Raw genomic sequence first — 17343 nt, 5'->3', positions numbered from 1 at the left:
CCCGCATGCGCATCTGCTGACGATTGACGGGTTAGGATAGGCGTCTGTTTTACATTCAGTTTGCCATTGGGAGTCTCCATGAGTGCCGTCACCCGTGCCGCCGTCGAAGGCGTGCTTCGCCAGTACACCGACCCCTACCTGAACCAGGACCCGGTCAGCGCCGGCTGCGTGCGTGCCATCGATATCCAGGGCGGGCAGGTCAGCGTGCAGTTGCAGCTGGGTTATGCCGCAGGGCTGTTCAAGAACGGCTGGGCTCAGGTGCTGCAGACCGCCATCGGCAACCTCGAGGGCGTCAGCAGTGCCCAGGTGTCGATCGACTGCGTGGTTGCCGCGCACAAGGCTCAGGCCCAGGTGCCGGCCATGGCCAACGTCAAGAACATCATCGCCGTGGCCTCGGGCAAGGGTGGTGTGGGCAAGTCGACCACGGCGGCCAACCTGGCCCTCGCGCTGGCTCGCGAAGGCGCGCGGGTGGGTATTCTCGATGCCGATATCTATGGCCCCAGCCAAGGCGTGATGTTCGGTATCGCCGAAGGCACCCGCCCGCAGATTCGCGAGCAGAAGTGGTTCGTACCGATCAAGGCCCATGGCGTGGAAGTCATGTCCATGGCGTTCCTTACCGACGACAACACCCCGATGGTCTGGCGTGGCCCGATGGTTTCCGGCGCGCTGCTGCAGTTGGTGACCCAGACCGCCTGGGACGACCTGGATTATCTGGTGATCGATATGCCGCCGGGCACCGGTGATATCCAGCTGACCCTGGCGCAGAAGGTGCCGGTGGCCGGTTCGGTGATCGTCACCACTCCACAGGACCTGGCCCTGCTGGATGCCAGGAAAGGCGTGGAGATGTTCCGCAAGGTCAACATCCCGGTTCTGGGCGTGGTGGAGAACATGGCCGTGCACATTTGCTCGAACTGCGGCCATGCCGAGCACCTGTTCGGCGAGGGCGGTGGCGAGAAGCTGGCGGGCCAGTATGGCGTCGACCTGCTGGCGTCGCTGCCGCTGTCGATGGTAATTCGCGAGCAGGCCGACAATGGCAAGCCGACGGCGATCGCCGAGCCGGAAAGCCAGATTGCCATGGTCTATCAGGAACTGGCCCGCCAGGTAGGGGCGCGCATCGTGCTGCAGGAAGCGGCGGCGCCGGCGATGCCTAGCATTACCATCAGCGAAGATTGACCTGTCAGACCGCGTCGCTTGCTTCGCGGGTGAACCCGCTCCCACAGGTTTAGCGCAGCCTTCAAAATACCGCGCGGGCCCTGTGGGAGCGGGTTTACCCGCGAAGAGGCTGACTCGGTCTTTCGGCCAGGCATAAAAAAACCCGCCGGAAGGCGGGTTTTTTTGAAAGCTAGGAAGCTTCGATCGACTTAGGCGATCTGAACTTCTTCAGCCTGCATGCCTTTCTGGCCGCGGGTAGCGACGAAAGTAACAGCCTGGCCTTCTTTCAGGGTTTTGAAGCCGTCAGCTTGGATGGCTTTGAAGTGCACGAACAGATCGTCGCCCGACTGAGGGGTGATGAAGCCGTAGCCTTTCTCATCGTTGAACCACTTAACAACGCCTTGTTGACGATTGGACATTTTTCTGTCTCCTTGGACAATTTGATAACGGTCAGGAAAAACCCTGGCCGGGACTGAGCGCAAAGAGAGCAGAAAATTCAGCGATGGGCCGATCAGGATCGTGCATCAAACTAGATATTCTCGGTGTCACGTGCAGCACAGTGGCAACACCTTACCCCACTTTCCGCAACCTGCCAATGGTCAGAAGCCGCTTTATGCAAATTCGGATCGACGGCGGCTGCAGGCCCCGCCCGGCGCGGGATGAGGCATGGAACTTTAACCTGGGCGCCGGGACCGGTAAGATGCGCGTCTCGAATTTTCACCTCGCAACTCTTCAGGACAACCCGCCATGAGCATCAAATCGGACAAGTGGATTCGCCGCATGGCGCAGGAACACGGCATGATCGAACCGTTCGTCGAGCGCCAGGTGCGCGGCGAACAAGACAGCCGGGTGATCTCCTTCGGCGTTTCCAGCTACGGCTACGACGTGCGCTGCGCCGATGAATTCAAGGTGTTCACCAACATCAACTCGGCCACCGTCGACCCGAAGAACTTCGATGCCGGCAGTTTTGTCGACATCAAGAGCGACGTGTGCATCATCCCGCCGAACTCCTTCGCCCTGGCGCGCACCGTCGAGTACTTCCGCATTCCGCGTGACGTGCTGACCATCTGCCTGGGCAAGAGCACCTACGCCCGTTGCGGCATCATCGTCAACGTCACCCCGCTCGAACCCGAGTGGGAAGGACACGTGACGCTGGAGTTCTCCAACACCACCACGCTGCCAGCAAAGATCTACGCCAACGAAGGCGTGGCCCAGATGCTGTTCCTGCAGTCCGACGAAGAATGTGAAGTGTCGTACAAGGACCGTGGCGGCAAGTATCAGGGCCAGCGCGGCGTCACCCTGCCGCGTACCTGAGCCGACAAGCGCGGGGAATTCCCCGCGCCTTTGGCACTCCAACTGGATAACGCCGGTACGCATGATGCGTGGCGGCCTTGCCAGGAGCAGCCAATGAAACTCCACCCCACAATCAGTGCCAAGCTGGCAGGTCTGCAGCCCAACCACGTCGGGTTGCTATCATGGTCACTGCTGGCACACCCGCTGCCGATGCAGGCGGGGGGCGTGCCCCACCAGCCTGACCCGGATACCCCGCAACCGCCGGAACCGGGCGAAACGCCCCCCATGGAACCAGGCGAGCCAACCCTGCCTGACGAGCCGCCTCCTGCGCCTGTCGCCTGAGCGTCGCTACACCGGCCAGACGCGGTCTGCCCCGGCCAGGTACACCCTGCTGCCGGTGGGGGCGATTTCCCAACCCCCGGTAAACTCACCAAACGCCGGCAGCAGGCTGACCTGGACATCGATCAGGAAGCAGGGCAGTCGCAGGCGTTGTCGCGCCTTCCCGCGCAGCACGAACACCGGGTGTACATGGCCTGCCAGCACGGGATGAGTTGGGTGGGGGGCGGGTTCGTGCTGTAGGGCGAAGGGCTCCAACAGCCAGGGCTCGTCCATTACCTCAATGCCGAGCGATGCCGGAGGATCGCCGGCGTTGCGATCATGATTGCCGCGTATCAGCACGATCTTCAGGTTTTCGTGCCGTTCCCTCCACGCTTGCAGCCTGGCCAGCGTTGCTGGCGCCCGTGCTGTGCGCGCATGCAGAAAGTCGCCCAGAACGATCAGTTGCTCGCAATCATGCGCCGCCAACAGGGCATCCAGCCGGGCGAGCGTCGCTTCGGTGGTGCCGCGTGGTACTGGTTGGTGCAGGGCACGGTAGCTTGCCGCCTTGCCGATGTGCACATCGGCGACCAGCAGGGCCCGGCGTGACGGCCAATAGAGGGCCTTGTCCGCAAGCAGCCAGAGCACCTGGCCACAGTGCTCGATGGATAAAGACTCGGTCATGCGCAACCCCCCGCCGCGCTTTCCAGTTCCGCAACCATTCGCGCAATCCGGTCCGCCAGTTTCTCGGTGCTCAAGGTTTCTCGCATGCCTTCCACCAGCAGGGCGAATGCCAACGGCCCGGTCCGCTTCAGCTGTCGCAGATCCAGGCGTAATTGCGCCATTTTCAGCAGTTGCCGATGCAGCCGCTCGATTTCCAGCTCCTCGTTCAACACTTCGTCCCGCGCCTGGCCCAACAGCAGGTTGCCGGCGTCATGCTTGCGGAATACCTCGTAGAACAACCCGCTGGAGGCCTGGATCTGCCGCAGGCTTTTTTGCGCCGCCGGATATCCGCCAAACACCAGGCCGGCAATCTGGGCTATCTCGCGAAAGCGCCGTAACGCCATTTCCCCCGCGTTAAGGCTGGCCAGCACATCGTCCAGCAGATGTTCGGTGGCAAGCGCCTGTGGCAGGTGCGTCGCCCAGTCGACGTTGCCGGGGCTTAGCAGTTCGAACCCATAGTCGTTTACGGCAATCGAGACCGACAGCGGCTGTACCCGGCTCACCCGCCAGGCAATCAGGTTGGCCAGACCAAGGTTGGCCATGCGCCCGGCGAACGGATAGAGGAACAGGTGCCAGCCCTGGCGCGACTTGAGCGTTTCGGCCAGCAGCGTGCCAGGGCCAGGCAGCGCCGACCATTGCGCCTGCAAGGCCAGCAGAGGCCGTACTGCGCGCATCTCGGGGCCGTCGAAACGCCCTTGAGCTGCTGCGCCAAGCTGCTCGACCAGGGCGTCGGCCAGTTCGCTGGAGAGCGGCATGCGGCCACCGTTCCAACGTGCCACCGCTGCCTTGCGTGCGGTGCTGCGGCGCACGTAGGCGGTCATGTTTTCCACGCGCACCAGTTCCAGCACTCGGCCGGCGAAGACCAAGGTATCGCCCGGGCGCAAGCGGGCGATGAACGCCTCCTCGACGCTGCCCAGCGCTTTGCCGCCACCGCCCTTGCTCCAGTACTTGAGTTGCAGGCTGGCGTCGCTGACGATGGTGCCGATGCTCATGCGGTGGCGGCGCGCCAGGCGTTCGCTGGCAACCCGGTAAACGCCGTCGGCATGGCGCTCGACCCGCTGGTAGTCCGGGTAGGCGCTGAGCGAGCTGCCACCATGGCAGACGAAATCCAGCGCCCATTGCCACTGGCTGTCGCGCAACTCACGGAAGGCCCAGGTGCTGCGCACCTCTTCGAGCAACGATTCGGCGCGAAAGCCGCTGCCTAACGCCATGCTGACCAGGTGCTGCACCAGCACGTCCATGCACAGGCGCGGTGACTGCCGGGCCTCGATGTGCCTGGCCGCCAGGGCCTGCCTGGCGGCAGCGGCTTCCACCAGTTCCAGGCTATGGGTGGGCACCAAAGTGACCCGGGAGCGCCGCCCCGGCGCGTGGCCCGAGCGCCCGGCGCGCTGCATGAGGCGGGCGATGCCTTTGGCAGAACCGATCTGCAGCACGCGCTCCACGGGCAGAAAGTCCACGCCCAGGTCCAGGCTGGAGGTACAGACCACCGCTTTAAGGCTGCCCTGCTTGAGGGCGCGCTCGACCCAGTCGCGGGTTTCCCGGGCCAGTGAGGCATGGTGCAAGGCAATCAGCCCGGCCCAGTCGGGGCGTGCTTCGAGCAGGGCCTGGTACCAGAGTTCGGCCTGCGCCCGAGTGTTGGTGAATACCAGGCAACTGGTGCTGGCATCGATCTCCCGGCTGACCTGGTCGAGCATCTTCAAGCCCATGTGCCCGGCCCAGGGGAAGCGCTCGATGGCCGCTGGCAGCAGCGTATCGACCAGCAGCGGCTTGTCTTGCCGGCCCTGCACCAGCAAGCCGCCCTGTGGCAGCAGTACATCCCGCGCATGCTCGAGGTTGCCGAGGGTGGCGGACAGGCCCCAGGTGGGCAGGCCCGGGTGCCAGCGGCGCAGGCGCGCCAAGGCCAGTTGCAGTTGCACCCCGCGCTTGTTGCCCAACAGTTCGTGCCATTCGTCCACCACCACCAGGCGCAGCGTGGCGAAATCTTCGCTGGCCTGTGCCCGGGTCAGCAACAGCGTCAGGCTTTCCGGCGTCGTCACCAGTACGCTGGGCAGGCGCCGTGCCTGCCGGGCGCGTTCGGCACTGCCGGTATCGCCGCTGCGTACGCCCACGTTCCACGGCAGGCCAAGCTCGTCCAGTGGCGCCTGCAGGGCGCGGGCAGTGTCGGTGGCCAAGGCCCGCATGGGCGTGACCCACAGCACCTGCAATGGCGCAGCCTGGCGCCCCTGGCGCTCCTGGCATTGTGCCTTGAACGCGCGCAGTGCGGCGAGCCATACCGCATAGGTCTTGCCGCCGCCGGTACTGGCATGCAACAGGCCGGACTCGCCCCGTGCCACGGCGGCCCAGACACGGCGCTGGAACGCGAACGGCTTCCAGCCACGCTTGGCGAACCAGGCCTTGGCGAGGTCGGGGGCAGCGGGCATGAGGCATGAGGTCCTTTGGAGGTTGTGTGTCTACAGACCACTAGCCAAGTGCAATGGTTTTACCGGATCAGTTGGCCAGCAGGTAGCCGCTGCGGCACACCTGCTCGCCTGCGATGTGGGCGATGACCATGCCGGCTGTTGCCATGCGCCGTACGTTACGCGCATACAGCAGGCCGGGCTGGCTGTTGTGGATGGCAGTCACCCGGTCGCTGAGCGGGTCGATGACTTCAGCGATCAACTGGCCCGCCTGCAGGTGCTGGCCTGGCCGGGCGTGGTACACCAGCAGCCCGCCCAGTGGCGTTATCACCGGTTCGACTGCGGCCAGCGGGGTGGCCGGGCAGCGCAGGGCGGGCAGGGCGGCTGCGGCTCCTTCGATGACCCCCGCATGGGTCAGGAAGTCGAGGATTGCCTGGCAGTCCTTGCTGGCCAGATCGTGGCTGACATCTGCCTGGCCGCGCAGCTCGACGGTGACCGAACAGCAGCCCAGCGGAATCGGGAAACGTTTGCCGAAGCGTTGCTGCAACTGCCACCAGACCAGGCTGAAGCATTCATCGAATGACTGCCCGCCCGAATCGGTGGCCAGCAGGCTGGCCTGGGCGCCCAGGTAGCGCGCCAGCGGTTCGATCTGCGGCCAGGCGTCTGGCGTGGTGTACAGGTGCTCGACCGCCTCGAAGTCGCAGTGCAGGTCCAGCACCATGTCGGCATCGCAGGCCAGGCGTTGCAGGATCAAGCGTTGGGCCTGCAGCGGTGTGCGCGCTGGGTGTGCGTCCAGCCCCCGGCGCAGGTATTCGCGGATCAGCGCGAGGTTGTGGGCCGGGTCTTCGGTCAGGTGTTCTTCGATCTGGTCGCCGATGCTGTCGGAGAGGTCGACGAAGTTACGGTTGAAGTTCTCGCCGCTTTGCAGTTCGAAACGCCCCAGCGGCGCGTCCAGCAGCACCTGTTCCAGGCCGACCGGGTTGGCCACCGGTACCAGAATGATCTCGCGCTGCAGGCGGCCTTGCTGTTCCAGTTCACCCAGGCGGCGCTTGAGGTGCCAGGCCACCAGCATGCCGGGCAGTTCGTCGGCATGCAGCGAGGCCTGGATATAGACTTTGCCGCCACCGCGAGGTCCGAAGTGGAAGCTGTGCAACTGGCGGGTGATGCCCGGAACGGGAGAGAGCAGGTCATGAGTCGAGTGGTGCATGGTGGTCCTGGGTGCGTGGCGAAAACGGTCTGCGACACAGTCGGCACAAAGATGGAAGCACAGTTTTCGGGCTTGCGCCTCCTTCGATTGCGCTCCGATTACCCCGTCGGCTTCTTCGCGGGCGCGCCCGCTCCCACAAAGAACTCAAAATACTCGGGGCCTGTGATGAACCTGTGGGAGCGGGCGAGCCCGCGAAAAAGCCAACGCGGTATCGAAATGGTTTCAGGCCAGCAGTGCCTGCAATGTAGCCAGGTCATCCGCTTCTTCCACCGGCTTGTCCAGCCGCCAGCGCAGCATCCGCGGAAAGCGCACGGCAATGCCGCTCTTGTGCCTTCTGGACAGGGCGATGCCCTCGAAGCCAAGCTCGAACACCAGCGTCGGCGTCACGCTGCGTACCGGCCCGAATGTTTCAACAGTGGTCTTGCGGATGATGGCGTCGACCTTGCGCATCTCTTCATCACTAAGGCCTGAATAGGCCTTGGCGAAGGGGACCAGTGCCCGCCCCGGCGTACCGGCTGGCGCGTCCCACACGGCGAAGGTGTAGTCGCTGTACAAGCTGGCCCGCCGGCCGTGGCCGCGCTGGGCATAGATCAGTACGGCATCGACGCTGAACGGGTCGATCTTCCACTTCCACCAGGTGCCCATATCCTTGGTACGCCCCACGCCATACAGGGCCTCGCGCTGTTTCAGCATCAGCCCTTCCACCCCCAGGCTGCGGGACTGTTCGCGCTGGCGGGCAAGGTCGGCCCAGTTCTGGCCTGCCAGTAGAGGCGAGAGCAACACCGGGGCCGATGGGTGTTCCTCAAGCACGTGTTCCAGCTGCTGGCGGCGTGCATGCTGCGGCCGGCTGCGCCAGTCCTCGCCTTGCCATTCCAGCAAGTCGTAGGCCTGCAGTACCACTGGCGCGTCGCTCAGCAGCTTCTTGCCCAAAGTCTTGCGACCCAGGCGCTGCTGCAACATGGCAAAGGGCTGTACAGCCAGTTCAGCCGCTGAGCCACCAAGTTTCCACACCAGGATCTCGCCATCGAGCACGATACCGTCGGGTAGCGTCTGCGCCAGGCTGTGCAATTCGGGGAAGCGCTCGGTGACCAGTTCCTCACCGCGCGACCAGACCCACAGCTGGCCTTCGCGCTTGACCACCTGGGCGCGAATGCCGTCCCATTTCCACTCGATTTGCCATTCGCTCGGCGGCCCGAGCAGTGCATCGAGCTGTTCGGTTGGCACCTGCAGGGGGTGGGCCAGAAAGAACGGGTAGGGCTGGCCACCACGCTGGCTATGTTCATCGTCTGATTCCGGGGCTATCAGCCGTTGAAAGCTGGCTGCCGTCGGGCGGTTACTGATGTCGGTGTAGCCAACCAGGCGCTGGGCCACGCGTTTGGCATCCAGCCCGGCCATTTGCGCGAGGGCGCGAGTGACCAACAGCTTCGATACACCCACGCGAAAGCTGCCAGTGATGAGTTTCAGGCAGAGCATCAGGCTGGGGCGGTCCAGCTGGGCCCAAAGAGGCGGCAGGCGTTGCTGGATTTCCTCGACCGGCAGGCTCCGCAATGGCAGCAGATGGGCTTCGACCCAGCGGGCGAGGCCGTCATCGCCAGGGTTGCGGCTTTCCGGTACCAGCAGGGAAATGGTTTCGGCCAGGTCGCCAACGGCCTGGTAGCATTCCTCGAACAGCCAGTCAGGCAGCCCGGCCAAGCTGCCGGCCAGCTCCCGCAGCACGCGTGTAGGCACCAGTTGGCGAGGGCGGCCACCTGCCAGGAAATACACCGCCCAGGCGGCATCCACAGCCGGGGCGGTGCTGAAGTAGTCGCGTAGCGCCTCGAGCTTTGCAGTGCTGGAGGTGGTCGCATCCAGCCTCAGGTACAGCTCGGCGAATGCTTTCATGCGTCTGCCTCCGCGGCTACAACGTCATCTTCCTCGCCGTACTCGGTCACGAAGGCGCGTGCGTCGAGGCCTTGTTCGATGAGGTAGCGCACCAGCACATTGACCGAGCCATGGGTGACCATCACGCGTTCTGCGCCAGTCTGGCCGATGGCCCAGAGCAAACCCGGCCAATCGGCATGGTCCGAGAGCACGAAACCGCGGTCTACCCCACGCCGGCGGCGGGTGCCGCGCAATAGCATCCAGCCACTGGCAAAGGCATCGCTGTAGTCGCCGAAACGGCGCATCCAGCTGCTGCCACCAGCCGAAGGCGGTGCCAGGACCAGTGCCTGGCGCAGCAGCGGGTCGTTGCGTGGGATATCGCCGACATAACGGGTTTGCGGAAGGTAGACGCCAGCGTCCCGGTACACTCGGTTGAGCGGTTCTACAGCGCCATGCACGAGGACAGGACCAATGTTGGCGTCCAACCCGTGGAGGATTCGCTGGGCCTTGCCGAAGGCATAGCAGAACAGCACGCTGGCTTTGCCCTGTTCGCTATTGGCGCGCCACCAGGCATTGATGCCGGTGAAGATCTCGCCCTGGCTGGGCCAACGGTAGATTGGCAGGCCGAAGGTCGATTCGGTGATGAACGTGTGGCAGCGCACCGGTTCGAACGGCGTGCAGGTGCCGTCGGGCTCCACTTTGTAGTCCCCGGAGGCGACCCACACCTCGCCCTGGTACTCCAGGCGCACTTGCGCCGAGCCCAGTACATGCCCGGCCGGGTGCAGGCTCAGGGTAACGCCATGGTGCAGCAGGCGTTCGCCGTAGGGCAGGGTTTGCAGGTTGATGTCCTGGCCCAGGCGGCTGCGCAGGATGCCGGCGCCTGGGGCGGCGGTGAGGTAATGGCGGTTGCCGATGCGGGCATGGTCGCCATGGCCATGGGTAATTACGGCCCGGTCTACGGGCCGCCACGGGTCGATATAGAAATCACCGGGGGGGCAATAGAGCCCTTCGGGGCGGGCGATTACGAGGTCCATGGGCTTTGTGCACTGATTGGGTTACCAGTTAGGAGCCGTGGCGGAGGAGAGAAGTTCGGACAGGGTGGGGCTGGCAGGTGCCGGGCTGGCAATTGGCAGCGCCTGTGAGATCGAGCGCCGCCTGCGCGGCGCTTCGCGGGACAAGTCGGATCGCCGCACCGCCGCTCCCACATTTGTTGCAACGTGCCGGACCTGTCAGGCCATGGTTGCCAGCCTTGTTGCCTTGGCGCGGTTTCCCGGCTGGCGCTACCGCCGCCTCACCGGACTCAAACACTCCACCAAGACGAGCAACGCCTCTCCCACAGGCATGGCCACGTTGCAACAAATGTGGGAGCAACTGTCTTGGATATCTCTTCAAGCCAGCACTGGCCCTTGTAGGAGCGGCCTTGTGTCGCGATGGGCCGCGCAGCGGCCCCGGCAATCTTTGCTGCGGAGCTGAAAACCTGGGGCCGCTTCGCGCCCCATCGCGACACAAGGCCGCTCCTACAGGTATTTGCACATGGCTTGAGACCGGTGTGGTCGAGGTGGGAGCGGGCTTGTCCCGCGAAGCGCCGCGCGGGCGGCGCTCGATCTCACAGGCGCTGAGAAGGTCCGATCAAGCGCCTCTCAGCCTCCCCGATATATCTCTTATCGCCCAGGCACCAACGTCAGACGCTGGTTGCCATACGCCCGCCCGAAGTTCTGCTGCTGCAGCGGCAGGCTCATGAAGCGCCCTTTGAACCAGGCGTCCAGCCCGTCGCTGTAATGCTTGCTGGCCGGGTTGCCGGACTGCCCGCTGCTGGTCAGCACCTGCAACGGCTCGGCCTGGCCGAAGTCGACGATCATCCGTGCCGAGGCCGGCAGGCGGGTGTCGAAGTCGCTCCCCCAGGCGTATGGCGTCAGGGCCAGGGTGGTGAAGTCACCACCGGCAGCCTGCGGTGAGCGTTCAAGGGTATCGCCCAGGCCATGGTAGGCCGGAGCAGGCCAGCGGTACTGGTGCAGCTTGCCCCACTGCCAGGCGCGGCGGTCAGCACCCAGTTGCGCAGTGCCGGCATCCACTGCGCCAGCCAGGCTGCGGGCCAGGATGGCCGGCTTGTCTTCCTTCTGCGGGGTATTGCGGTCATCCCAGAACGGGCTGTCGTCGCGGCCCAGCAGGTGGTCGGCCTGCGCCGAGAACGACAACCGCGCATTGCTGACGAAAGCCTGCCAGGCCGCGCCGGATTCAGGGCCCAGGTCGTCGAGGAAGGTTTGCCGGGCCACTTCCTGGAGGAACAGTTCGTACAGTGCGGCATCGCTCGACACCGGGCTCAGGCGGCCATCGAAGGCCTTGAGCCGGGCCAGCGCGTCGCGGGCCTTGTCGCGCTGTGCGGCGGGCAGGGCATCGATCGCCTGCTTGAGCGGCTGGGCCATCCCCGGGGCGTCGAACATCTGCTTGAGCTTGTCGGCCAGCAGGGTGGTCTGGTCGTTCTGCAGGGCCATCAGGCTGCGGCTGTCGTGGCGGCCATTGCCGGCCAGTTGGGCCAGGCGCTCGGCGCGTTCGGGGTAGTACCAGGTGCTGGACAGCTGCATGCCATAGCCACGCGGCAGGCTGCGCTGGTTGGCGTGGCCGATCCAGCCGGCGGGTGGGTCCTGGTCATAAGGGTGCAGCATCGGGTCGGCATAGCCGTCCCAGTCGTAGCGCCCGTCCCAGCCCGGCGAGGGCAGCAGGCCCTGGCCTTCGCGGCGGTTGGGGTAGCGGCCACTGACTTGCCAGCCGATGTGCTCGGGTTCGGCGAAGACGAAGTTGAGGGCGGCGGAGGTCACTTCACGGGTACTGTCGAAGGCCCGCTCCACGCTCTTGGCACGGGTCAGGTCGAACAGCGCATCCAGGCTGCGGTCGCCCTTGAACTGTGGCAGGTTCAGCGCCAGGCCCAGGCTGGCATTGCCTGGCTGGGCCAGAAGGGTGCCGTGGCGGGTGTCGTACATCACCTCGCGCAGCGGGCGCTGGCCGCGGACGAAGAAGGTTTCGCTACGGGCGCGGGCCGGCAGCCATTTGCCGTCGGCCAGGTAGCTCAGCTGGCTGCCCTGATGGCGCAGTTGCTCCAGGTACAGGTCCTGGTTGTCGGCCATGACCGCGCTGCTGCTCCAGGCCAGCTTGCCGTTGTAGCCGGCCAGCACGATCGGCAGGCCAGGCAACGACAGGCCGGCGACCTGATACTTGCCGGTGTGGATCTGCACCGGGCTCAGGGCCCAGGCGGCGCGGCTGTCGCTGGCCAGCAGGCTTTTGCCGCTGCGACTGCGCTGCGGCGCCAGGGCCAGGTTGGCCGAGCCCGGGCTGCCCAGAAGGTCAAGGTCGGCCAGCTTCTGGCTGGCAGCTGCCAGGGCCGGTAGTCCCGGCAACTGGCTGGCCAGGTTCAGGCCCTTGAGCTTGTCCACTTCGGCCTCGGCCAACGGCTCGTCCGGGGCACCGGGCAGCAGCCAGGCCAGCTTGTCGCTGCCGGCTTTCTGCGCCAGGGTCAGGGCGCTCAGTTCTTCCTGCAGGTTCACCGACTGGCTGAAGGCATACAGGCTGAAGATCAGCGCCGAGTCTTCGGGCTTCCAGTATTCGGGGCGGTAGCCACTGCCAGCCAAGCTGGCGGGCAGCTTGTCGCGGTAGCGGAACAGGTAGGCGTTGACCCCGCGGGCATACACTTCGAAGAAGCGCTTGAGCCGAGGCGAGGCGTCGGCGTACTGCTGGGCGGCGCTCTGCTTGAGGTTGGCTGCGCGCATCAGGCGGTCGATGTCCAGCGCCTCGCTGCCGGCCAGTTCTGCCAGGCGGCCCTGGGCCAGCAGGCGCATGGCAACCATCTGCTCGATGCGGTCGCCGGCATGCACATAACCCAGGCTGAACAGGGCGTCATGGAAGCTGCTGCTTTCGATCAGTGGTGCGCCCATCGCGTTGCGCCGAACCGAAACGTTCTGCGCGAGGCCTTTGAGCGGCTGCACGCCGCTGGTCGGTGGCACGCTGTCCTGGTAGCCGCCCGTCTGGCAGCCGGCCAGCCCGAGCATGCCGAGCAGCGTGGCAGCGGTTGCGAACCGCGGGCGGAATGGAGGAAAGGCGGGGGCGGCCATGACGAGGGCTCCTGCAAGGCGTGGCGAGTTTGAAAGGCGCTAAGGTAGTGAGCGCGCAGGCGCCGTGCAAGGTCCCTGGGCGGTTTATTTTTTGTGCTTGCCATGGGGTGTGTGGTGCCTGTGAGATCGAGCGCCGCCCGCGCGGCGCTTCGCAGCACAAGGCTGCTCCTACATCTGTTTCGGGCCAATTATTCCTGTGAGGTTTGTGCGCGAACGCTTTGGCGTATGGCTCGATATTGCGTCGTACGAACAAGGCGGTCGCGTGCACTGGCACAGGCGTTACTGGCCCGAAACAGATGTAGGAGCAGCCTTGTGCTGCGAAGCGCCGCGCGGGCGGCGCTCGATTTGCGCACTACCTCAAAAATCAAGGCAGGCGCTCAAACCTTGAAATGTTCGGCCACGGCGTCGGAAAAGTGCGTGCAATTGATGCGAGCAAGGCTTTGATAGTCACGGCTGACGGCGAAGGCCGAGCCTGGCATCAATAGCACCTGGTGCTGTTCCAGGCGACGCATGAAAGGCTGAAGGTCGGCCAGTTCGGGGTGGTAGACCCACAGGAACATGCCGCCTTGGGGCGTTATGTCGAACTGCCAGCCACGTGCCCGCAACAACTGCTGGGTCTGCGCTTGCTGCCGGACCAGGCGCTGCTGCAGGTCTTGCATGTGCCGGGCATAAGTGCCGTCGGACAAGATGGTGTTGACGAAGCGTTCGCAAAACGCCGGCACCGCCACGCAGGTCAGCAGCTTCAGGCGCGTCAGTGGCTCTATCAGCTCTGCCGAGCAGGCGATGTAGCCCACCCGCAATGAGGCGGACAGGCATTTCGAGAAGCTGCCGATGTAGATGACCCGCTCAAGGTTGTCCAGTTCGGCAAAGGTCTGGCGCACACCCGGGCTGAAGTCGCCGTAGACATCGTCCTCGACCACGAAGAAGTCGTGTTCCACCGCCAGGCGCAGGACGTTGAAGGCATTGTGCGGGCTGATGTTGCCGCCGGTCGGGTTGTGGAAGGTGCTGTTGCAGAAGAATGCCTTGACCTTGTGCCTGGCCAGGTGCTCCTTCATGTCTTCCACGCTTGGCCCGTCCTGGGTTCGGCGCACCCCGACCACGTGGCCGCCGGCCAACTGGATCAGCTTGATCAGGTTGCCATTGCCGGGTTCGTCGACGAACACGTGATCCCCTGGCTTGATCAACAACCGCGCCACCAGGTCCAGCGCTTGTGTGGCGCCCAGTGTAGTCAGCAACTGGCTGGGCCGGGCATCGACACGGGTCAGGCGTTTCAGGTGCACGCACAACTGTTTGCGCATGGGCAGGTAACCCTGGATGTCGCCATATTCGGCCAGCGAACTCTGTTCCAGCCGCGCCGTGCGCCGAATCGCCTTGGCCAGCAGCTCGGTGTCACGCCAGGCGGGTGGCAGCCAGCCGCTGCCCAGTTTGGTGTAGTGCTGGCCCCCCTGCAGCAGCTTGAACAACGGGTCTGCGGACATGCCTGCGGGCGCATCCACCGCGCCGGTTTGTCGTGTGTGGCTGGCGACGAAGTAGCCGCGGCCAGGAATGGCGGTCAACACACCTTCGCTGACCAGCCGGGCATAACTGGAGACGACATCGTGGTAGCTGCAGCCAATTGCCGCCGTCAGTTTGCGGATGGACGGCATGCGCTGGCCGGGCAGCCATTCGCCGGCTTCGAGGCGCTGTTTCAACTGAGCAAGAAGGCTGTGCGGGCGCATGGCGGGTCCAGCAGCTGTTAGAAAAAACAGCCTAACAGTTAATCGGAAAGTGCGTCGACTGTTCGCATCGCTGGGTTCGACAGATGCCACCATGCACCTGTCGGCACTTTTCCCGTGCCGACAATTACCCTGTCCACCTACCGTGAGCACACGCCATGCCGAGCACACTTCCGCGGCGCACGTACCTGTATTTCACCGCGCAATCGATCAACCTGACGACTGCGGTCATGTCCGTGACCATGGCGGCCATTGTCGGGGCGGCGCTGGCGCCTGCCGCCACGTGGTCCACCGTGCCCTATGGTTTCCAGTTCCTCTGCCTGATGCTGGCGACCTATCCGGTCTCCAGGCTGATGAGCCGTATTGGCCGCAAGCGCGCCTTCATGCTGGGCTCGATCCCGTTGGCGGTGTCTGGCATCAGTGGCTACCTGGCGGTGCAGTACCAGCACTTCCCGATGCTGGTGATCAGCCATTCGGCGTTGGGCATCTACATTGCGTTTGCCAACTTCAATCGCTTTGCGGCCACCGACAATCTGGCCCAGGACCTGAAGCCCAAAGCGCTTTCCCTGGTCGTGGCCGGTGGGGTGATCGCTGCCGTGGTCGGGCCGACACTCACCGAGTGGCTTAGGGACATTGGTGGGTATCCGCTGTTTTCGCTGTGCTACGCCGCTTTTGTCGGCCTGGCGGTGATGTCCTTGCTGACAGCGGCCTGCCTGCCCGGCGATACCGGCACCGCCAGTAATGACCGTGCAGCGAAACCGGCTGGCACGGCCGCCGAGCCGCTGAGCCCGGTGGTTGCCGTGGCCATGGCAGTGGCCGCGCTGGGATACGGGATCATGAATCTGCTGATGATCCAGGCGTCCATGCACATGAAACACATGCATGAGGACTTTTCCGACGTTCGCCTGGCGATTCAATGGCATGTGATTGCCATGTTTGCGCCATCGTTTTTCACCGGCGCCATCATCCACAAGCTCGGCATCAGGGCCACCATCTGTCTCGGTCTGGGCCTGCTGATCGGTTGCACGGCCATGAACATGTGGTCGCACAGCTACGCGATGATGACCTTGTCACTGATAGCCCTGGGCCTGGGTTGGAACCTGACCTACGTGGGCGGTGGTGCGCTGTTGGCGCAGACGCTGCAAAACAGCCCGGCAGCGATGCAGATGCAGGGGAAGAACGATCTGGCCATCGCGGTATTCGCGACCGTTGGCGCGTTCAGCCCGGCGCTGTTGCTGGGCACGGTCGGTTGGGAGGGTACCAATGCCATTTGCATGGCCCTGTGCATCGTGCTGCTCATGGCCACCGCCGGGTTGCTGCAGCGCAAGTTTTCAGGGCCTGCCAGGGCCAGCTAGGCCCCGGCTACCCACTGCGCGGCCCACGGCAGGGACGCGCAAGTGCTGTTCAGCTCAGGCGCCGTGGCACTTCTTGAACTTTTTCTGGCTACCGCACGGGCACGGATCGTTACGGCCAACGTCCTTCAAGGCGTTGCGTACCGGCTCCTGGTGGCCGTGGTTGCAGTGCGGGCCGTGTACATGGCCATGATCGTGGTGGTGATCATGATCGTGGTTGCAGTCAGGGCCATGAACGTGGGGTTGCTGGGACATTGCAGGGTTACTCCGGTTTGTAATCGCCGGGGATTATCTCACCACTGCGCGACAAGTGCAGGTCCCGATGGATGAGCAACCCGGTCGCCAGTTCGCCTTGCAGGCTGTAATGCAGCGGTTGTTCGCTTTTCAGCAGCTTGGCCAGAGGCTTCAGGTGCTGCCACAGGTTGGTCCGCGCGGTGATCTTGAAAGTGCGCCGGGCATGCCCGCCGACACTGCGCCATACGCTGGTTTCATCCTGCACCAGCAACAGGTCGTTGAGGCGTATGGCGTACGACAGGTTGCGGATGAACAGGCGGCTGTCATTGGGGTTGTCGATTCGCAGATGCAGGACGAACTCCTGCTCCAGCAACCTAGCCTTGACCGTCTCCACTTCGACCAGGTGCACCTCGGGTTCGCGCCAGTCGTCACCGCCCCAGCTGGCGCAGCCCGCCAGCAGTGCCAGCCATGCGATCAGGGCGGCGAGCAGCAGCGGGCGGGCGCGGGCGATCATGGTCAGCTACCCACGTAACTGGCGCAGCATTTCTTGAACTTCTGGCCGCTGGCGCAGGGGCAGGGGTCGTTGCGCCCGGCCTTGAGCCCGACCGTGGGGTCGATGAAGTACCAGCGCCCGGCATGCTGGACGAATGCCGAGCGCTCGCGGTGCTGATGGTCACCCTCCTGGTCATGCCAGCGGGCAGTGAAGGTGACAAAACCGTGCTCCGGCTGGCCGCCCAGCACCTCTGCGCTTTCCACCTCCAGGCCCAGCCAGGTGCTCTGGGCGCTCCAGGCGGCCATGGCAGCACGGTCCAGGCCAGCTTGCTGGGCCGGCAGGGTGGTGGCCACCAGATAGTCGACCAGGCCCAGCACGTAGGCACTGTAGCGTGAGCGCATCAGCGCCTGGGCATCCGGTGCCGGGGTGCCGGCATGGTAATGCCCGCAGCAGGCATCGAGCAGGTTGCCACTGCCACAAGGGCAGACCGAGACACTCAT

At 64.6% G+C, this 17343-nt stretch carries 15 protein-coding genes; 4 read left to right on the top strand and 11 right to left on the bottom strand.

Annotated features, from left to right (window positions below):
- Window positions 1–78: 78 nt before the first annotated feature.
- Window positions 79–1173 carry an iron-sulfur cluster carrier protein ApbC gene (gene apbC, locus JV551A3_RS25300; protein ID WP_133974984.1) on the top strand — a complete coding sequence of 365 codons (1095 nt, stop codon included), beginning with the start codon at window positions 79–81 and terminating at the stop codon, window positions 1171–1173.
- 188 nt (window positions 1174–1361) lie between these two features.
- On the opposite strand, the gene JV551A3_RS25290 is transcribed toward apbC, so the two are convergent.
- Window positions 1362–1571, bottom strand: coding sequence for a cold-shock protein (locus JV551A3_RS25290; RefSeq protein ID WP_056802159.1), 210 nt, complete (start codon window positions 1569–1571; stop codon window positions 1362–1364).
- A gap of 328 nt (window positions 1572–1899) precedes the next feature.
- Here JV551A3_RS25290 and dcd point away from each other — a divergent pair, with 328 nt between their 5' ends.
- Entirely contained in the window at window positions 1900–2466 is a 567-nt protein-coding gene (gene dcd, locus JV551A3_RS25285; protein WP_003258001.1) for a dCTP deaminase, read from the top strand.
- A gap of 93 nt (window positions 2467–2559) precedes the next feature.
- Window positions 2560–2787 carry a hypothetical protein gene (locus JV551A3_RS25280; protein WP_133974982.1) on the top strand — a complete coding sequence of 76 codons (228 nt, stop codon included), beginning with the start codon at window positions 2560–2562 and terminating at the stop codon, window positions 2785–2787.
- Window positions 2788–2793: 6 nt separating this feature from the next.
- Here JV551A3_RS25280 and pdeM read toward each other — a convergent pair whose 3' ends face one another.
- The 7 genes from pdeM to JV551A3_RS25245 all read right to left on the bottom strand — a co-directional run bounded on the left by pdeM (window position 2794) and on the right by JV551A3_RS25245 (window position 14767).
- Window positions 2794–3444, bottom strand: a complete 651-nt coding sequence (pdeM, locus tag JV551A3_RS25275; protein WP_133974980.1) for a ligase-associated DNA damage response endonuclease PdeM — start codon at window positions 3442–3444, stop codon at window positions 2794–2796.
- Window positions 3441–5903, bottom strand: coding sequence for a ligase-associated DNA damage response DEXH box helicase (locus JV551A3_RS25270; RefSeq protein ID WP_133974978.1), 2463 nt, complete (start codon window positions 5901–5903; stop codon window positions 3441–3443). Before JV551A3_RS25270 ends, pdeM begins: the two co-directional genes overlap by 4 nt.
- A 67-nt stretch (window positions 5904–5970) precedes the next feature.
- Window positions 5971–7086, bottom strand: coding sequence for a succinylglutamate desuccinylase/aspartoacylase family protein (locus JV551A3_RS25265; protein ID WP_133974976.1), 1116 nt, complete (start codon window positions 7084–7086; stop codon window positions 5971–5973).
- Between the two features lie 222 nt (window positions 7087–7308).
- A complete protein-coding gene (locus JV551A3_RS25260) occupies window positions 7309–8967 on the bottom strand; it encodes an ATP-dependent DNA ligase (protein ID WP_133974974.1) in 1659 nt (552 codons plus the stop codon).
- Window positions 8964–9980: a ligase-associated DNA damage response exonuclease gene (locus tag JV551A3_RS25255; protein WP_133974972.1), complete on the bottom strand. Its 1017-nt coding sequence runs from the start codon at window positions 9978–9980 to the stop codon at window positions 8964–8966. Before JV551A3_RS25255 ends, JV551A3_RS25260 begins: the two co-directional genes overlap by 4 nt.
- Before the next feature lie 627 nt (window positions 9981–10607).
- Complete coding sequence (locus tag JV551A3_RS25250) at window positions 10608–13049, bottom strand: penicillin acylase family protein (RefSeq protein ID WP_133974970.1); 2442 nt, start codon at window positions 13047–13049, stop codon at window positions 10608–10610.
- Window positions 13050–13426: 377 nt separating this feature from the next.
- Window positions 13427–14767, bottom strand: coding sequence for an aminotransferase-like domain-containing protein (locus JV551A3_RS25245; protein ID WP_133974968.1), 1341 nt, complete (start codon window positions 14765–14767; stop codon window positions 13427–13429).
- Window positions 14768–14922: 155 nt separating this feature from the next.
- Between JV551A3_RS25245 and JV551A3_RS25240 the strand changes: the two genes are divergently transcribed.
- Entirely contained in the window at window positions 14923–16119 is a 1197-nt protein-coding gene (locus tag JV551A3_RS25240) for an MFS transporter (RefSeq protein ID WP_133974966.1), read from the top strand.
- Between the two features lie 54 nt (window positions 16120–16173).
- Here JV551A3_RS25240 and JV551A3_RS25235 read toward each other — a convergent pair whose 3' ends face one another.
- Genes JV551A3_RS25235 through JV551A3_RS25225 form a run of 3 tightly spaced genes read right to left on the bottom strand, consistent with a single transcriptional unit; the run spans window position 16174 to window position 17343 of the window.
- Complete coding sequence (locus tag JV551A3_RS25235; protein WP_003258907.1) at window positions 16174–16371, bottom strand: SEC-C metal-binding domain-containing protein; 198 nt, start codon at window positions 16369–16371, stop codon at window positions 16174–16176.
- 7 nt (window positions 16372–16378) lie between these two features.
- Window positions 16379–16864, bottom strand: coding sequence for an LEA/WHy family protein (locus JV551A3_RS25230; protein ID WP_133974964.1), 486 nt, complete (start codon window positions 16862–16864; stop codon window positions 16379–16381).
- A gap of 2 nt (window positions 16865–16866) precedes the next feature.
- Entirely contained in the window at window positions 16867–17343 is a 477-nt protein-coding gene (locus tag JV551A3_RS25225) for a YchJ family protein (protein ID WP_015271542.1), read from the bottom strand.

The organism is Pseudomonas inefficax (genome assembly GCF_900277125.1).
In the GTDB taxonomy this organism is placed as follows: domain Bacteria; phylum Pseudomonadota; class Gammaproteobacteria; order Pseudomonadales; family Pseudomonadaceae; genus Aquipseudomonas; species Aquipseudomonas inefficax.
Note: the sequence above shows the minus strand (reverse complement) of the source record. Positions and strands in the feature narration are given on the sequence as shown.